The following is a 16,468-nucleotide window of genomic DNA, read 5'->3' as shown; positions in this document are numbered from 1 at the left end:
GTCACCCAGATGCGGCGCGCGGGGAAGAGCGCGGCGGCCGGGTGAAGCAGCAGTCGCCGCAGACCCCGCCGCCCGGCACCCGGTAGTACAGGCAGCAGCTGCGGCGGCGGAAGGCCGTGCCGGTGCGGATGCCGGTGGCGCGCAGGAGAGGGTGGGCGAAGAGGTCGTCGGCGAGGGCGCGGGCCCGGTCCGCGGCGTCGGTGCGGCCGTGCGCACGGGCCCAGCGGTCCAGTTCGCGGGCCGCACCGGCGAGCGCCGAACCGGCGTTGCCCCACAGCAGGCCCGGCGCGACGCCGTAGCGCGCCCTCAGGGCGGCCCCCAGGGGTTCCAGATGCCCGCGCAGCACGGTGCCGGCGAGCGTGGCCGCGTCGCCGGGCAGCGGCCGCGGCTCGGCGAGCCACAGGTCGTCGGGGGCGGACGCGAGAGGGTCCCAGCGCAGCAGGCGGGCGTCGAGGTCCGGCAGCCGGCCGTACAGCACGGCACAGCCCAGGGCCACCGACCACAGCCGGGCGGCCAGCCCCTGCTGCGCGATGGAGGCGGCGACCCTCGGCTCGGGGGTGCCGAGCCGTGTCGCCACCGTGTTCACGCGCAGAGTCAGCGCATCGCGGTGAACGCCCGAGGCGCCCGGCCCGTATGCCTGTGTCAGGGGCGGCAGATCTGCGGGGTCCGGCCCGCCGGCCGCCGGGGCCGGGAGCGTGCGCAGGACGAAGAAGCCGCCGAGCGGCCGGAGTGCGGCGAGATCCGGGTCGAGGTCCACGACAGGCACTAGTACCAGGCGGGACGGGAGGTCCGGGACACGGGGTCGGCAGGTGACGTCACCCCTCCAAAGGATGATCGCACCGCGGGTGTACTCCATCGGCAGTAGGACGCATTGCGTGCTCAGGGACGACGACGGAATGCCTGCGGGCGGGCAGAGTGTTGGCCATGGAAGCCGACCGCCCGCCGCGCCGGGCTCCGGGTCCCCGCCGTCCGCAGGGCCAGGGCCCCCGCCTCATCCAGGGGAGACGCCGATGAGCGCCCTCGCGGTGTCCGTGCTCCTGTCGTTCGTCTCCGCCCTCGCCTACGCGGGCGGAGCGATCATGCAGGAGCAGGTCGCGGTGGCCTCCCCCGACAGCGCCTACCTGCCCCTGCGCCGGCCGAGCTGGTGGTGGGCCCTGGCGCTCAACGGCCTCGGTGGCGTGCTGCATGTCGTGGCGCTGGCCTACGGCCCGCTCAGCCTCGTCCAGCCGCTCGGCGCGCTGACCATCGTCTTCGCCCTGCCCATGGCGGCGCTCTTCGTCGGCCGCAAGGCCGGTGCGACGGCCTGGCGCGGTGCCCTGATGGCCACGGTGGGCCTCGCCGGTCTGCTGTCCCTGGTCGGCTCCGCCGACACGCACTCCCTGGACGGCGCCCAGCGGGTGGCGGTCGCGCTCGCCACCGGCGGGGCGGTCGTGGCGCTGATGTGCGCGGGCCTCGCCGCACACCGGCATCCGGCAGTGCGCAGCGTGCTGCTCGCCACCGCCTCCGGCATAGCGTTCGGCATGTCGTCGGTGTTCACCAAGACCGTCGCCGTCGACTGGTCCGAGGACATCGGCCTGGGCGACCTGTCCTCCCTCGCGGTGATCGGCGTGTTCGCCACCGCCGGTGTGCTGCTGTCCCAGGCGTCCTACCGGGGCGGCGGCCTCGCCGCCCCGCTGGCCACGCTGACCGTGGTCAACCCGGTGCTGGCCGCCGCGGTCGGCATCCTGATGTTCGGCGAGACGTTCCGCTACGGCGGCACCGGCACCGTGCTCGCCCTGGCCTGCGGTGCGGCGGCGGCGGGCGGCCTGATCATGCTGACGACGGAGCGGATGGAGCGCACGGAGGCGGATGCCGGGACGGAGTCCGTTCCCGCCGCGTCCGAACCGGTTCCGGCGCAGGGCGTGCTCCTCGCCGTGCCTCAGCAGCGGCCGGCAGCGGAGCCGACGGCGAAGCGGGCGGGCCGGCGGGAGCCGGCCGGGGCAGAGGGCGGATCCACGGAACCGGTCCTGCGGGAACCGTCCGCAGCCGACGGCGGCTCCACGGAGCCGGTCCTGCGGGAGCCGGTCCTGCGGGAGCCGGTCCTGCGGGAGCCGGTCCTGCGGGAGCCGGTCCTGCGGGAGCCGGTCCTGCGGGAACCGGTCCTGCGGGAGTCGGGCGAACCGGTGCCGAGGGAGATGCTCGTACCGGCACCAAGACCGGTTCCGCAGGGCGGTGGCGGTGACGCCGAGAGCGGCGAACCGCCGGTCCCGATGCTTCCCCCGGTGTCGTACGCCGCACCCGTCCTGAGCATCTACGTGCCGCTGCCGTTCCTGGACCGGCAGCGCACGCGCGTCAGATCCTGACGCCGCCGGCCCGCAGATAGGCGAGCGGGTCGATGTCCGTGCCGAAGCCGGGCCCGGTCCGCACCTCGAAGTGCAGATGCGGGCCCGTGACGTTGCCGGTGGAGCCGGAGCGGCCGAGGCGCTGGCCGGTGCCGACACGCTGGCCGGCCCGCACGGAGATGGCCGACAGGTGCGCGTACTGGGTGTACCGGCCGTCGGCGTGCCGGAGGACGACCTGGTAGCCGTAGGAGCCGCCCCATCCGGCGGCGACCACCTGCCCGGCCTCCGCCGCCTGCACGGAGGTGCCGGTCGGCACGAGGAAGTCGACCCCCGTGTGGTATCCCTTCGACCAGTGTGAACCCGCCACGTGATAGCTGGTGCCGATGGGCGCGTTCACCGGCGCGACGAGCGAGTGCCCGGCCGGGGAGGTGTGACGGGGAGCGGCCTTCTTCTCCGACGGAGCCTTCTTCCCCGACGGGGCCTTCTTCTCGGCAGGAGCCTTCCGCTTCTCCGAAGGCGCCTTCCTCTTCGGCGACTTGGCCGTGGTGTGGGTGTCGGGCGCGGCACCCTTGGTGTGCAGGCTGAGTCGCTGGCCCGGCAGGATGAGGTCCGGATCGGCGCCGATGGTCGAGCGGTTGCCCGCGTACAGCTGTCGCCAGCCGCCCCGGACCCGCTGTTCGCCGGCGATGCCGGAGAGGGTGTCGCCGTGCACCACCGTGTACATCTCGGCCCGGCCCGCACGGGACTGCGGGGTGGTCTGCGGCCGCACGTCCTGTGCGGGGGCGGCCTTCGCGGTGTGCGGCTTCGAGTCGCTCCGCGCGGGACGCGTGGCGGCGCCGTCCGTGGGCGGACCGGGTTCCGCACCGCGGCGCGTCAGCCCGGCCCGCACCGAGCACACCGGCCAGGCTCCCGGCCCCTGCCCGTCGAGCACCTTCTCGGCGACGGCGATCTGCTGGTCCCGGGTCGCGAGATCGGCGCGCGGCGCGTACCGGGTGCCGCCGTACGCCTCCCAGGTGGACCGGGTGAACTGCAGTCCGCCGTAATAGCCGTTGCCGGTGTTGATGTCCCAGGTGCCGCTGGACTCGCAGGCGGCGACCTTGTTCCAGGTGGACGCGTCCGCGGCGTCGGCCGTGCCTGCGGCGACCAGCGGGATCGCGAGGCCGGCGCCGCCCGCCGTGACGGTGAGTGAGGCGCGGTTGATCCTGTTCGGCTGGTACCGGCGGTGCCGGCCGCGTACGGCCATGTCCGAAATCCCCTCGGCATGCGTCAGGAGGGGCAAAAGTAAGCGCCGCGAACAGGCCATGACAAGACAGCAAATCGGCCGTGCGGCCCTGCCAAGTGGCCGGGAAGAGCCGCTCCTTGGAACGGGATCGCAGAAGACTGAGGTTCAGGGCGCCGTCGCCGCGTAATCAAGCGTGGCGGGTCGGATGTGCGATCGCCGTAGCGGCACGTCAGGATGGGCGAGGGCCCGTACTGACGGAGCCGTAGTCACGAGGCAGCTAGGGAGCAGGCGGTATGAGCACTTCAGCGCAGATCGGCGTCACGGGACTCGCGGTCATGGGCCGCAATCTCGCCCGCAACTTCGCCCGCAACGGCTACACGGTCGCCGTGCACAACCGTACGGTCTCGCGGACCAAGGCGCTGGTGGAGGAGTTCGGGCACGAGGGGGACTTCGTCTCGGCCGAGACCGCCGAGGACTTCGTGGCGGCGCTGGAGCGTCCGCGCCGGCTGGTCATCATGGTCAAGGCGGGCGAGCCGACGGACGCGGTGATCGAGGAGTTCGCGCCGCTGCTGGAGCCCGGTGACATGATCATCGACGGTGGCAACGCGCACTTCGCGGACACCCGGCGCCGGGAGCGGGAGCTGCGCGAGCGGGGCATCCACTTCGTCGGCACGGGCATCTCCGGCGGTGAGGAGGGCGCGCTGCACGGGCCGAGCATCATGCCGGGCGGTTCGAAGGAGTCGTACGGGTCCCTGGGCCCGATGCTGGAGAAGATCTCCGCGAAGGCGGCGGACGGAGCGCCCTGTGTCACGCACTGCGGTCCCGACGGTGCCGGGCACTTCGTGAAGATGGTCCACAACGGCATCGAGTACGCCGACATGCAGCTGATCGGCGAGGCGTACCAGCTGCTGCGCGACGTGGCCGGTTACTCGCCCGCGCAGATCGCGGACATCTTCCGCACCTGGAACACGGGCCGGCTGGACTCCTACCTGATCGAGATCACCGCCGAGGTGCTGTCCCACGTGGACGCCGCGACCGGCAAGCCGTTCGTGGACGTCGTGGTCGACCAGGCCGAGCAGAAGGGCACCGGCCGCTGGACGGTGCAGATCGCGCTCGACCTGGGCGTTCCGGTGTCCGGAATCGCCGAGGCGGTCTTCGCCCGCTCCCTGTCCGGCCACGCGGCGCTGCGCGAGGCGTCGCGGGGGCTGGCCGGGCCGACGGCGTCCGCGCTGAGCGAGTCGGAGGCGGCGGCCTTCGCGGACCGGGTGGAGCAGGCGCTGTACGCATCCAAGATCGTGTCGTACACGCAGGGCTTCCACGAGATCGCGGCGGGCAGCGAGGAGTACGGCTGGGACATCGACCTGGGCGCCGTCTCCGCGATCTGGCGGGGCGGCTGCATCATCCGCGCGGCCTTCCTCGACCGGATCCGCGCCGCGTACGACGCCCGCGCCGATCTGCCGAGCCTGCTGTCGGACGAGACGTTCGCGCAGGAGATCGCGGCGGCGCAGGACGACTGGCGTGAGGTGCTGATCGCGGCGACGCGGCAGGGGGTGCCGACGCCTGGCTTCGCGGCGGCGCTCGCGTACTACGACGCACTCCGTGCGGAACGCCTGCCGGCGGCTCTGACGCAGGGACAGCGGGACTTCTTCGGCGCGCACACGTATCGGCGGGTGGACCAGGACGGGTCGTTCCACACGCTGTGGGGCGGGGACCGGTCGGAGGTCTCGGCCTGACGGTGGTCTTCCGCGCCTGAGGAGGCGGGGGGAACTGTTGTGGCGCCCGCACGGGTTCGTTGTGACGGGTCGCGCGGTTCCCCTCGCCTTCCGGCGTTCTCAGGTGAGGGGCGGGCCGGGCTCGGGGTTCGGTACGGGCTCCGGCCCCGGGGGGATCGGGGACGGTGAGGGTTCCGGCGGGCCCGGTGCCGGTGGTGCCGGGGGCGGGGTCGGGTCCGGGCCCGGTGCGGGTGGCGTCGGTTCCGGCCCGGGGCCCGGCGGAGTGGGCTCGGGGCCCGGCTGCGGGGGCGGGACGGGGCTGGGGTACGGGTCCGGCGGGGTCGGGCCCGGTCCCGGCGTAGGTCCCGGTGGAACGGGATCGGGGTACGGATTCGTCATCGCTGTCCTCCGGGCAGTCACTGGACGTCGCCTCTGGACTACTCCCCCGCCTACCCGACACCCGCTCCAGCACTCACCCAACGGCAGGACGGGAGGGGGCTGGGTGGGTGGGGGTGTGGGTGTGTGGGGGGGCGGTGTGGAGACCGACGGCGGGGCGGGGTGGAGACCGACGGGCTGGGGTGAAAGCCGACGGGCCGAAGCCGAGACCGAGGGCCGGAGCGAAGGCCGACTGTCCGAGGCCGGGACCGACGGGTTGCGTCGAAGGCCGACCGGACGGGGCGGAGACCGACCGACCGGGACGAAGGCCGGCGAGCTGAAGCCGAGACCGACCGGACGGAGCGAAGGCCGACCGGCCGACGCTGAGACCAACCGGACGGAGCGGAGACCGACAGGCCCGCGCAAAGACCGACCGGACGGAGCGAAGACCGACGGGCCGAGGCCGAGACCGACGGGTTGGGTCGAAGGCCGACCAGCCGAAGCCGAGACCGACCGGACGGAGCGAAGGCGGACCGGCCGAAGCCAAGACCGAAGGCCGCAGCGAAGACCAACTCGGCCGGGCCGAGACGGACGGGCCGAGACGGACGGGCCGGCGCGAAGAGCGACCAGCCGGGGCGAAGGCCAGCGGGCCGGAGCCGAGACCGACGGGCCGAAGCCGACCAGCCGTAGCCGAGACCGACCGGCCGGGGCGAGGGCCCACGGGCCGAAGGCGACCGGCCGAAGCCGAAGCCGACCGGCCGGAGCGAAGACCCACGGGTCCTAGCGAAGGCCGGCGGCCTGAATGCCGCAGCCGTTCCGTGTTCACCGGGGCGGACGGACCGGGGCCCGTGACCGCCGGGGTGCGTCCGTGCCAGGGACGGGAAACCGCGACCGCCGGGGTGCCCCCGTCGTGGCCGGGCCTTGGGGGCCTGGCCCCGTCGGAGCACCAGCCCCGGCAGTCGAGTGCCGCCGGGGCTCCGTCCAAGGGGCCGGGGTGAGTGTTCGAGTCGGGGACGTTCCGCCGTGCGGGCCGGCTCCGTCAGAACTTGTCGGGGTGGGCCCGGAGCCAGTCCTTCGCGGCGGCCAGCAACTGCGGATCGGCCGGCGGGGCCACCTCGGGGTGGCGTTCGGCCCACTTGACGACGTACGGGCAGAGAGGGGCCACCGGGACGCCCTCGCGCTCGGCGAGGGCGTACAGCTCCCGGGCCAGGGAGCCGGCGATTCCCTTGCCCTCGTGGGCCGGCTCCACGATGGTGTGCACCGGGACCAGGGCCCGCGCGGGCGACTCCAGGACGAAGTACTCGATGTGACCGACGGCTTCACCCTCGCCGACGGCTTCCAGGCGGCCCGCCGCCCGGTCGTCACGAATCTCGATCTCGCTCATGGGCACGCACGCTCCTGGTCCTGGTCCGCCGGTCAGGCCCTGACGGCCTGCGGGCTGCGCTGCTGGTCGGAGCCGGGCACCGGCTCGGACGGGTCGGCCCCGAGGGACACGATCCGGTTGTCGCCGTCGACGTGCACGACCCGCGGCCGCAGCTGCCGCGCCTCGGCATCGGTGACCTGAGCGTAGCTGATGATGATCACCAGGTCTCCGGGGTGCACGAGGTGGGCGGCCGCTCCGTTGATCCCGATCACCCCGGACCCGCGCTCGCCCTCGATGACGTACGTCTCCAGCCGGGCACCGTTGGTGATGTCGACAATGTGCACGAGTTCACCCGGCAACAGGTCGGCGGCGTCGAGGAGATCCGCGTCGATGGTCACCGATCCCACGTAGTGCAGGTCGGCCTGGGTGACGGTGGCGCGATGGATCTTGGACTTGAACATGGTACGAAGCACGAAGAAACTCCCGATTCGTCTGCTCCCTGCCTGCTTCTGCAGGTCAAGGGCGGTGACCGGAGGCTACATCGTTTCTCATGTGGGGTCAGCTGTCGGCAGGTGTTCGAGGGCTCACACCGGCCCGTTGCTGACTCTTCTGACGCCACGCCAGTCGCACGAGCACCCGCGGCACGGGAACTCGGCACGTTTTCCCTTCCAGACCACGGTCGGCATGACGGACTCGAGGTCTCTCGATCCGAGGCAGGCGATGATGTGCACGTCGGTCGAACACCGCCAAGCAGCGGCGGCGCGCTCGGCCTCGCGTCACCGACCTCCCTCACCGCGAGCAGCCGACGGCCATACACAGGGAAGCCATGTCAGGTGGCCGGTGCCTGGTCGAGGGTGAAGGCCCGGCCCTGGCCGGAGGCACTGACCTGCGAAGACGCGCTCTCCGGAAAGCGATCACCAACCGAGCGCATCCTCGTTCGGATGTGCCTGCCTGTGCCGCTGGACGGACCACCCGCGCACTCAGCTTGCGAAGTAGCCCTGCTCCGGTGTCAGTCCCACTGCGGACATAAGCGATTCGGCGGCGTGCTCGGTGGCCTCCGGTGACACCACCAGCAGATCCCGGCGCCCATGGGCGGGGGCCATCAGAACGATGGTGCTCGGCGTGTGCGCCGTGGTGGTCCTGCGCAGCCGGACGACTTGGTTGCAGACGAGCATGCGGCCCGGTGCCCCGGTCCACGCCCCGTTCACCAGGACACTGACGATCTGGCCCCAGGCACGGGGCAGACCGGACAGCAGCGGCGGGAGCTCCGCCAGGAGATCGAAGGTACGCGGCCACCAGGCCCCGTCGATGCGGCGTGGCAGGGTGCCCTCGGGCGCGAGGTACAGGCGGAGGAGGGGCGGGGCCGGCCGCAGGTGCCGTTGTCGGTTGCTCATGAGGTGTCCTGTCGAGTGGTTCGGCGCGGCACGTCGTCCTCGGCCCGAGGGTGCGCCTGGGCGGCCGGGAGCGAGCACGCGATGAGGCGGAGTGCTTCGGCCGTTCGACCCTCCCAGGCGTCCTGTACGGTCGCGTAGGCGGGGAAGCGGTCGAGCAGGCCGGTGTGGCGGAAGACCAGGTCGGTCGTGTGGTTGTCGTGGACGGTGCGCAGCCGGCCGCCCCGGGCGCGGCGGTCGGCCCACGCCTCGGACAGTGGCGGCAGGATGCTGGAGTCGGTGAAAGTCACCTCGCTCGGGTCCACGACCAGGAGGAGCCGTCCGGGCCGGGCCGCGCGGGCCTCGGTCAGGGCACGGACCAGTGGTGCCACGGTCCGCGTGTCCGGTTCGCCATGGGCGCGGACGATGCGGCACTCCTCGAAGAGCGCATACGCATCGTGCCGAGTGGGCAACGACTCGCGCGCGGATGGTGGTTGAGGCCGGTCGGTCGTCCCTGCCGCGGGCTCCCAAGCGGCCCTGTGCCTCATTCCGCCTCCCCGGTCGCGCCCAACGGGCGACCCGTTTCGGCGAGCGCCAGCATGCGCGCGGCGGTCAGCGGGTTCTCGGGGTCGGCTGCGGCGGCCAGCAGCCGGACGGCTGTTCCGGCGGGCTCCTCGGGCGGGACGACCAGGAGCACCCAGCGCCCCACGGTGCCGCAGTCCAGGGTGATCACGTGCGCGTCGCCTCCGGGTCCGGCCGGATCCACGGCGATCACCCGGCCGGGCGCCATGACCGTGTGCGGGGCGTCGGGCCATTCGGCGGGGTCCACGGTGACCCGTATCGCGGCCCCCGGGTCCGGCTCCAACGAGCCGACGAGCGAGGGAAGTTCGAGCTCCAGCGCATCGCAGTGCGGCCACCAGGCCCCGTCCAGCGGGCCGTGACTGACGTCCGGAGTGAGGGTCAGGCGGGGCGAGGGCATGCGATACGTGTGCGCGTCGGCACCGGACGCGCCTTCGGCCGGCGTTCTGGTGGGTTCCATCGTGCGGTCCCGTCCCGGGAGCCGTAGGACGACTGCCCGTTTCGTCCCTCGCCGGGAACGGCACCGCCGGAAGCGCTGCGCGAAAAACTCTCGGTACGGTCAGGCTACTCCTGGCCGGGGAGAAGCGGACGGGTCAGTCGTCCGGCTCCGTCCTCTCTGCCCTCTCCTGTTCCTCCTCCACCTCCTCCATCAGGCAGATGCCCTCATGTGTCAGCGAGACGGCCGCGGGGGTCCGGTGCGAGGTCCAGTCCACGCTGATCAGGCCCTCGTCAGCCAGATAGGCGCAGGCGGCGGAGAGGTCCTCGTCGGGCAGGCCCAGCTCGGCGCGGAGCACCGATCCGCTGACCTCGGGGCGATTGCGTTCGACGGCCCCGTACAGGGATCGCAGGACCGCCTCCCGGTTGTTCTTGCGTTCGCGGAGTTTTGTCATGGCTGTCGTTCTCCGGGTGACGGCCGCCGGGGGACGGACGCGCCGGCGGATCCTCGTGGCCTCACGGACCCGGTTCCCACCTCGTCGGCGTGAGCGTGCGCCTGCTCCGTCGATTTGCTGGTCGCGAGCCAGGACCGTGCGGGTTCCGCGGTGTGCGCGGTGTCGAGGGTGAGATGGAGCCGGGTCCCTCCTTCGCGACCGGCGGGGTAGCTGCGCTGCTCGGTCGAGGCGAAACAGCGCCGGAGTACTTCGGCGACGCGCCGGGCGACCTCCGGCGTCGCGGCGACGATGCGGACCTCGGCGTGGTCCTCGGAGGGAAAGGGCTCGTGCTCCATACGGACCTCCTGACAGGCGACGGGTACGCACCATGATTCCGGTCGCTGCCCGACGCACCGGGCATCTGTACGGGGGCTGCGTCACGTTTCCACGGCGGCCTCCCTTTGAAGGGTATGCCGGGTAAGGGCGGCCGTGCGTCCCATGACCGGGCGGGCGACCGGCCGCCTGCCGGTCGCCCGGCCGAGCCCGGTGGCCAGGCGAGCCGGCCTGGGCCGGAGGACAGCGACCACTCGCGGACGGCCGGTGCCGTTCTCGGCGTCGGCTGCCGCAGGCGTCGGCGAGACCGCCGGGCCCGCCGGGGCGGAGCCGGCTCGGAGTAGGGTGGAGACACCGAGGGCACGCCGCGCACCGCCTCAGGCATCGGTGCCGCTCTCGGGGATCGACGACGCCGGGGCGGCCTTGGTCCGCGCCCGGGGCAGGGTTGGTCATGACCGCGCAGGTGTTCCTCCCGACGACCTTGGCCCTCCCAGCGCTCCGGCCCGTACGGGGCAGGCCGCGTACCCGCATGCCGGGCCCGCCGAAGAGGGAGCGCAGGTCCTCGCCCCAGGTTGCGGAACGTGTCCGTCCACTGACGCGTGGTCAGGTCGCGGACCGCCTGCAGGAGTTCGGCGACCTGTACGCGGAGACCTCCGGAGGCGACCCATGGGCGTGGAACCAGGCGCGCGCCGCCTTCCTGCGCCATCTCGCGGCCGACGCACGACGACCGGGGTTCTCGCTGCTGATCGCGGAGACCACCGCCCTGACCGGATACGCCTACGGCTTCCCCACGGGCGGCGCAGGTCCATGGTGGGCGGGCTTCGACGGACACGTTCGGGCAAGTCTGCTCCGCCGAGCCGCCTCCGGGCGGCTCTTCGTCGTCTCCGGCATCGTCGTCCCGCCGCGCGTGCGCCGGGAGCACCGGGACCACGTCTGGAACCTCGCCCGGCGCCTGCAGCGGCGTTTGCTCGCCGACCACGGAGCTACGCTCGGCGTCGCACTTGTGGACGGCCGGGACGACAGGACCGTTGAGACAATGCGGTCCTGGGGCTGGCGGTACGCCGGGGACGACACCCTCCAGGCCGTGCCGCCCGGTCCGTTCCGCATTCTGGTGCTGGCTCCGGGGACGTGAGCAACCCCGTCATGGATCCCGCTTCGGCCCCGGTCAGGGGCACGGGCAGGCGCAGGGTGAGAAGGGCGATGTCGTCGGTGCTGCCGGGGGGCATCCGGGCCGACGGCTGGTCGCACAGGGTGTCCAGTGGTTCGTGCGCGAGGGCCGGGCAGCGCTCCCCCGGGATGAGGGCATCTCCCGGGTCCCGATGGCACAGGTGATGCCGGTCCTGCCCGTACACCAACGCCGCCGCGCGTCCCAGCAGCCGCTCGGCGGCCGGGTTGACCGCGGCGATCCGCCCGGCCAGGTCGATCGCGGGAACGGCCGTGCCCGGCTGCTCGCCCACCTGCTGCCACAGAGCCGGCTCCGCCGCCGACAGCCGCCGCTCGTGCTCTCCGTCGGACCTCAAGCCCTCCACCACGTCGCCGCCGTCTTCCCGCGCAGACCACACCGCGTCCCGGGACTCCCGGCCGACGGGTCACAGAAGACATCGGAGCCCCGATGTGCCCTTCTTCGAGTACCCGGCCGCACGGCCGACACGACAGCGCCCGCGCGACTCCGTTCGAGCAGGGAAGACCCCCCTATCGGCGTGCTCGGCCTCGACCTCGCCGCCGCGGTGAACGTCCCGCCGCCGACGCCGCCACCGCGGCCCTCCCCCTCGGCCGACGCGACGACCGCGCCGTACGACCATCGGCCCTCCGAAAGGCGTTCCGGGCCCTGCCCGAGGTGTCGCTCCGACGCTGCCTTCCGGCATCGAAGTCCCGACTGCCGGAAGGGACTTCGGTAGCCATCGCTTCCGCGACGCACGAAGACGTCATGACGGACGGCCAGGTGCCGGGCTGTCGGGACGGCGGCCACTTCGTGCGGCAGGTCCCACGAGGCGACCTGGGTACGTCGCAGTGCGCGGGCCCGAGGGCGCCGTGGCTGCACGGCTTCACATATGGACGGGCAGGTGGCGGGGTCCGCGGAGCATGGCGTTCTGCCGGTACGGGGGCGGGTCTTCGACCAGGCGGGCGCTGCCGAGGCGGGGAAGCAGCGCGCCGAGCGCGGCGTACGCCTCGATGCGGGCGAGGGGGCTGCCGTAGCACACGTGGATACCACTGCCGAAGCCGAGGTGCTGGTTGTCCGCGCGGGCGGGGTCGAACCGGTCGGGCTCGTGGAAACGCATGGGATCGCGGTTGCCCGAGGCCAGCGCCAGAATGACGGACGCGTGTTGCGGGATCTTGGTGCCGGCGACGTCCATGTCGGCGTGCGGGATGCGCTCGCGCATGTGGACCGGGGGCTCGTAGCGCAGCAGTTCCTCCACCGCTCGCGGCAGCAGGTCCGGTTCGCGGCGCAGGAGGTCCAGCTGCTCGGGCCGGCGCAGGAAGGTGAGCGCCCCGTTGGTGATCAGGTTGACCGTCGTCTCGTGCCCGGCGATGAGCAACAGCACGGCGGTTTCCGCGAGTTCCTCCCGGGTGAGTCGCAGGGCCGGGTCCGGTTCGTTGACGAAGGCGGAGAGCATGTCGTCGCCCGGATCGCCGCGACGCTGCTCGGCGAGGTTCACCAGGTACCCGCCCATCTCCATCCGTGCCTGGTCGCCGGCTTTGTCCGTCTCGGTGGAGTCGTCGTCGGGCCTGACGTCGGCGGCTGCGACCAGCGCGTCGGACCAGGCCCTGAACAGCGGCTCGTCCTCGCGCGGTATGCCGAGCAGCCGGCAGATCACCGTGACGGGCAGCGGGTAGGCGAAGTCGTCGACGATGTCGATCTGCCGGCCGGCCTCGAAGGACGCCAGCAGTTCGGTGGTGATCCGGTCGATCTCGCCGCGCATGGAGTCGACCCGGTCGGGGCTGTGCGGCGGGCCGAACGGCCGCATGGCCAGGGTGCGCAGCCTGTGGTGTTCGGGGTCGTCGAGCCGGAGGAACGGCGGCTTGTGGGTCACTGCCCCCCGGGTGCGGGGGTCGGCACTCATCCGCGGGTCGTGGAGCAGAGCGGCGATCTCGTGGTAGGTGCCGATCAGGTAGCTGCCGTCTGTCTGCCGTACCACGGGACCGGCCTCGCGGAGTTCCGCATACAGCGGGTAGGGGTCGGGGCGGCTGGCGTAGTCGGTGATCCGTGCCAGCAGGGTCTCGGATTCCATGGCGGATCCTCGTGGGTCGGCGGGACGTGGGCTACACCACGGTCAGTCTGCGGTCGGGAAGATGGCCGGTGAGCGCGACGGTCGGGCCGTGGGACAACCCTGACGGATCCGGCACGAGAGAGGGGATCGGGATGTCGGCCGCGATCGCCCGGTCCTGCGCGCCGGGCGGCGGCGGGAACGGCGCAGCCGTCTCGATCAGGTGCCGGTAGTAGTCGAGTGACTTGGCCATGTCGACGGTGACCGCGGCGGTGACCCGGCCCTGGTAGCCGTAGACCATGGCCAGACGACGTGCCTCCAGGGAGCCCTGGGCGATGACCACGTGGTCGGAGTAGGTGGGTACGCCCACGGACTTGATGTTGAGTCCGAACTGGGTCGACCAGAACGACGGGACGGCCAGGTGCGGTCGCTGCAGCGGCCCGGGGTTGACCATGTTGTGGGCCGCCACCTGGGCCTGCTCCACCGCGTTTCCCCAGTGCTCCAGGGACAGCATCTGGTAGCCGAACAGCGGGTGGGGGAAGCGGGAGACGTCGCCGGCCACGAAGACGTCGTCGGTGACGATGCCGTACATGTTGAAGGCCCGGCACCCGGCGTCGCAGGCGATACCGCGCGGGCCTGCCGCCAGGCCGGAGTCCGCCAGCCATTCGACATTGCGGATCGCACCCAGCGCGACGACGCACACGTCCGCGTCCACGCGGCTGCCATCCGACAGCTCCGCGCTGGTGAAACTGCCGTTGCCGCGCAGGGCGGTGACCGTCACCCCGGTGCGCAGGTCCACGCCGTGGTTGCGCTGCATGACCGCCGCGAGTTTCGACAAGGTGCCGCCGAGAGCGCCGACCAGGGGCGCGGGGCCGCGTTCGGTGACCGTGACCGCAAGCTCCAGCTCCCGGCAGGCCGAGGCGATCTCCGAGCCGGTGAAGCCGCCGCCGATCACCAGCACCCGCTCCGGCCTCGCATCCAGCCGTTCGGCCAGCCCGGCGGCGTCCTCCCGGGTGCGCAGGGTGAACACCCCGTCCAGGGCGGCTTCCTCCGGGTTGGGCCAGGGCCGCGCCCGGGTGCCGGTGGCGATCAGCAGCCGGTCGTACGGCAGCGACTCTCCGTCCTCCAGCAGCACCCGTTTCGCCAGCAGATCCACACCGGTGGCGCGCACGCCCAGACGCCATTCCGCCTCGGGATCCCGGCGCATCGGCAGCTCTGTGGTGTCCGCCGTCGCCTGCCCGAGCAGCACCTGCTTGGACAGCGGCGGCCGGTCGTAGGGTGCGTGGGGTTCGTCGCCGACCAGGGTCAGTGAACCGGTGAAGCCCTCCTCGCGCAGCGCCTCGGCGGCCCGCAACCCGGCCAGCGACGCGCCGACGATGACGATACGGCCGCGCTTAAGGTCATCGGGCACCGACGTTCACCTCTTCCCCGAGCAGGATCGCCTGGACCGGGCACGCCGCCGCGGCCTGACGCACGCGTTCGACCTGGTGGTCGGGGACGGCCGTGGCGTACAGCAGTCCCTCCTCGCCGTGCAGCTCGAACACCTGCGGCGCGAGGAACACGCACTGTGCATAGCCCTGGCAGCGCGTGAGGTCGACAACGGTCCGCATCTCCACCACTTCCTCCGTTGTCTCACCCCCCTCGTGTCCAGCATGGGCCGGGAATCGCAGGCCCGCATGTCGCGGCTGCGGAACGCCGAACCCCGGCGCGCCGACGAGGTCGGGAACAGTCGACTCCGGTGTAATCAACGTCAGTTGTGCGGCTTGGTCAGCAGACGGCATCCCGGTGACGCGCGCCACTTCGACACTTCCATACAACGTATGGAAGTGTGGCTCGGAACACGCCAGGCGCTGCACATCGCCTGCCCGGAGTCGAGGCCGGGTTCGGCCCACCCTCCCTCGACGCGACACTCACGGACACCCACTCGCCAGACCTTTGCCGCTGCCGGCGCGAGTACGGCCGCAGGGCGGCGGGTGGCCGACATCGATGACGAGCCGGTGTTCGCAGCCGTCGTCACACCCGCAGGCCGGTCGCGGTTGGCTGCACCAGAAAGTCCTCGAGATACTCGCCGGCCAGTCCCTGGTCGACCCGCTCCCGACGGGGGCCGCTCGGGTATCCGGACCGCGGCCCTGTCAGTGGCGGCGCCGCCCTGTAAGGCCCACCCCGCTGTTCGCCACCCCGGGATCGTATTCCCGCATGTGAGGGGTACTCCCAGTGCGTCGCGGACCGAACTCGCCCGATCAGGGGCGGCGCCCCAGGCCGCGACGCCTCAGAAGCCGGGACTCAACGGCCGGGGCCCCGGCTGTCACGTTCGGCGGCAAGCCGGCTTTCCAGGCCCGCGATGAGCGTGTCCATCACCATGCGGAACCTGCGGTCCTGGACGGGCCCCGACGGGTCCGCGTCCGAGGACTCGGCTTCGCCGGCGGCGGGACCGGGGGGCTTGAGGCTCGCCCACTGGTGAAGCGAACCGTTGAGTTCGGCGGCGAGGACACCGACGACGACGGCGACCACCAGAGCGGCGGCCTCCGAGACCTCCGACTCCGGCACTCCCGCGGCGGCCACGATCGCGGTGAGCGCGGTCCAGAACGGATCGTCGGGCTGGATGAAGTCCGGCTGGTGGCTGAACGAGTAGGCCATCAGATTGGGGTGACGGTGCGCCAGGGTCCGGAAATCCGTGGCGAGCAGACGGATGCGCTCCTGCCAGGGAGCGTCCTGAAGCGTCACGGTGCGGAACTGGGCGCCGACCATTCTCGCCACGCCGCGCAGCACGGCTTCCTTGTTCGGCACGTGGTGGTACAGCGACATCGGGTTCGCATCGAGCACGGTGGCGAGTTTGCGCATGGTGAGCGCCTCGACCCCGTCCTCGTCGATGAGCCGCAGGGCGGCGGTATGGATCCCGGCCTCGGTCAGAGGCACGTCTCTCTTCCTCGTTCCCCGCGGGGGACGCCTCACCTTCTTTTCCATACCTCGTACGGTATCAGTTTCGTACACCGTATGGAAATGACCTTGATCACAGGCTTCAGCCGCACCGCCGGAGGTTGCGTCGCGTTTCCATACGACGTACGGTACTGGTTCCATACGGCGTATGTTTCCGTGAGGCGCCACGGCATCGACCAGC

The 16,468-nt window shown here is 72.3% G+C and carries 15 protein-coding genes and 1 pseudogene; 3 read left to right on the top strand and 13 right to left on the bottom strand.

All coding sequences use genetic code 11. The annotated features are described in order from the left end of the window. Position 1: 1 nt before the first annotated feature. Positions 2-757 carry a (2Fe-2S)-binding protein gene (locus ACZ5CW_RS08905; RefSeq protein ID WP_468599598.1) on the bottom strand — a complete coding sequence of 252 codons (756 nt, stop codon included), beginning with the start codon at positions 755-757 and terminating at the stop codon, positions 2-4. Positions 758-1,010: 253 nt separating this feature from the next. Here ACZ5CW_RS08905 and ACZ5CW_RS08900 point away from each other — a divergent pair, with 253 nt between their 5' ends. After that, entirely contained in the window at positions 1,011-2,342 is a 1,332-nt protein-coding gene (locus tag ACZ5CW_RS08900) for a DMT family transporter (protein ID WP_468599597.1), read from the top strand. On the opposite strand, the gene ACZ5CW_RS08895 is transcribed toward ACZ5CW_RS08900, so the two are convergent. Continuing rightward, positions 2,332-3,564 (bottom strand): transglycosylase family protein, encoded by a 1,233-nt coding sequence (locus ACZ5CW_RS08895; RefSeq protein ID WP_468599596.1) that lies wholly within the window; start codon positions 3,562-3,564, stop codon positions 2,332-2,334. The genes ACZ5CW_RS08900 and ACZ5CW_RS08895 overlap by 11 nt on opposite strands. A gap of 272 nt (positions 3,565-3,836) precedes the next feature. Between ACZ5CW_RS08895 and gndA the strand changes: the two genes are divergently transcribed. After that, positions 3,837-5,276 carry an NADP-dependent phosphogluconate dehydrogenase gene (gene gndA, locus ACZ5CW_RS08890; protein WP_468599595.1) on the top strand — a complete coding sequence of 480 codons (1,440 nt, stop codon included), beginning with the start codon at positions 3,837-3,839 and terminating at the stop codon, positions 5,274-5,276. A 1,393-nt stretch (positions 5,277-6,669) separates the two neighbouring features. Here the strand turns inward: gndA and ACZ5CW_RS08885 are convergent. From ACZ5CW_RS08885 to ACZ5CW_RS08855, 7 genes and pseudogenes are all read right to left on the bottom strand, one after another. After that, complete coding sequence (locus ACZ5CW_RS08885) at positions 6,670-7,014, bottom strand: GNAT family N-acetyltransferase (RefSeq protein WP_468599594.1); 345 nt, start codon at positions 7,012-7,014, stop codon at positions 6,670-6,672. 32 nt (positions 7,015-7,046) lie between these two features. Then, a complete protein-coding gene (gene panD, locus ACZ5CW_RS08880) occupies positions 7,047-7,466 on the bottom strand; it encodes an aspartate 1-decarboxylase (RefSeq protein WP_468599593.1) in 420 nt (139 codons plus the stop codon). A gap of 507 nt (positions 7,467-7,973) precedes the next feature. Further along, positions 7,974-8,387 carry a DUF5994 family protein gene (locus tag ACZ5CW_RS08875; RefSeq protein ID WP_468599592.1) on the bottom strand — a complete coding sequence of 138 codons (414 nt, stop codon included), beginning with the start codon at positions 8,385-8,387 and terminating at the stop codon, positions 7,974-7,976. Next, positions 8,384-8,755, bottom strand: coding sequence for an STAS domain-containing protein (locus ACZ5CW_RS08870; protein WP_468599591.1), 372 nt, complete (start codon positions 8,753-8,755; stop codon positions 8,384-8,386). Before ACZ5CW_RS08870 ends, ACZ5CW_RS08875 begins: the two co-directional genes overlap by 4 nt. 152 nt (positions 8,756-8,907) lie before the next feature. Beyond that, positions 8,908-9,402, bottom strand: a complete 495-nt coding sequence (locus ACZ5CW_RS08865) for a DUF5994 family protein (RefSeq protein ID WP_468599590.1) — start codon at positions 9,400-9,402, stop codon at positions 8,908-8,910. 133 nt (positions 9,403-9,535) lie between these two features. Then, positions 9,536-9,832 carry a hypothetical protein gene (locus ACZ5CW_RS08860; RefSeq protein ID WP_468599589.1) on the bottom strand — a complete coding sequence of 99 codons (297 nt, stop codon included), beginning with the start codon at positions 9,830-9,832 and terminating at the stop codon, positions 9,536-9,538. Between the two features lie 80 nt (positions 9,833-9,912). Beyond that, a pseudogene (locus ACZ5CW_RS08855) lies at positions 9,913-10,167 on the bottom strand (hypothetical protein); the annotation flags it as partial. A gap of 506 nt (positions 10,168-10,673) precedes the next feature. Between ACZ5CW_RS08855 and ACZ5CW_RS08850 the strand changes: the two are divergent. Continuing rightward, positions 10,674-11,276 (top strand): hypothetical protein, encoded by a 603-nt coding sequence (locus ACZ5CW_RS08850; RefSeq protein ID WP_468599588.1) that lies wholly within the window; start codon positions 10,674-10,676, stop codon positions 11,274-11,276. A gap of 913 nt (positions 11,277-12,189) precedes the next feature. Here ACZ5CW_RS08850 and ACZ5CW_RS08845 read toward each other — a convergent pair. From ACZ5CW_RS08845 to ACZ5CW_RS08830, 4 genes are all read right to left on the bottom strand, one after another. After that, positions 12,190-13,374, bottom strand: a complete 1,185-nt coding sequence (locus ACZ5CW_RS08845) for a cytochrome P450 (RefSeq protein WP_468599587.1) — start codon at positions 13,372-13,374, stop codon at positions 12,190-12,192. 31 nt (positions 13,375-13,405) lie between these two features. After that, positions 13,406-14,761 carry an NAD(P)/FAD-dependent oxidoreductase gene (locus ACZ5CW_RS08840; RefSeq protein WP_468599586.1) on the bottom strand — a complete coding sequence of 452 codons (1,356 nt, stop codon included), beginning with the start codon at positions 14,759-14,761 and terminating at the stop codon, positions 13,406-13,408. Continuing rightward, positions 14,751-14,960 (bottom strand): ferredoxin, encoded by a 210-nt coding sequence (locus tag ACZ5CW_RS08835; protein ID WP_468599585.1) that lies wholly within the window; start codon positions 14,958-14,960, stop codon positions 14,751-14,753. The genes ACZ5CW_RS08840 and ACZ5CW_RS08835 overlap by 11 nt, the downstream gene beginning before the upstream one ends. A gap of 673 nt (positions 14,961-15,633) precedes the next feature. Continuing rightward, a complete protein-coding gene (locus ACZ5CW_RS08830) occupies positions 15,634-16,266 on the bottom strand; it encodes a TetR/AcrR family transcriptional regulator (RefSeq protein WP_468599584.1) in 633 nt (210 codons plus the stop codon). Between the last annotated feature and the right edge of the window lie 202 nt (positions 16,267-16,468).

The sequence above is a fragment of the Streptomyces sp. NPDC031379 genome (assembly GCF_055569615.1).
The sequence above is the reverse complement of the archived record's forward strand: the minus strand, read 5'-3'. Positions and strand labels throughout refer to the sequence as shown.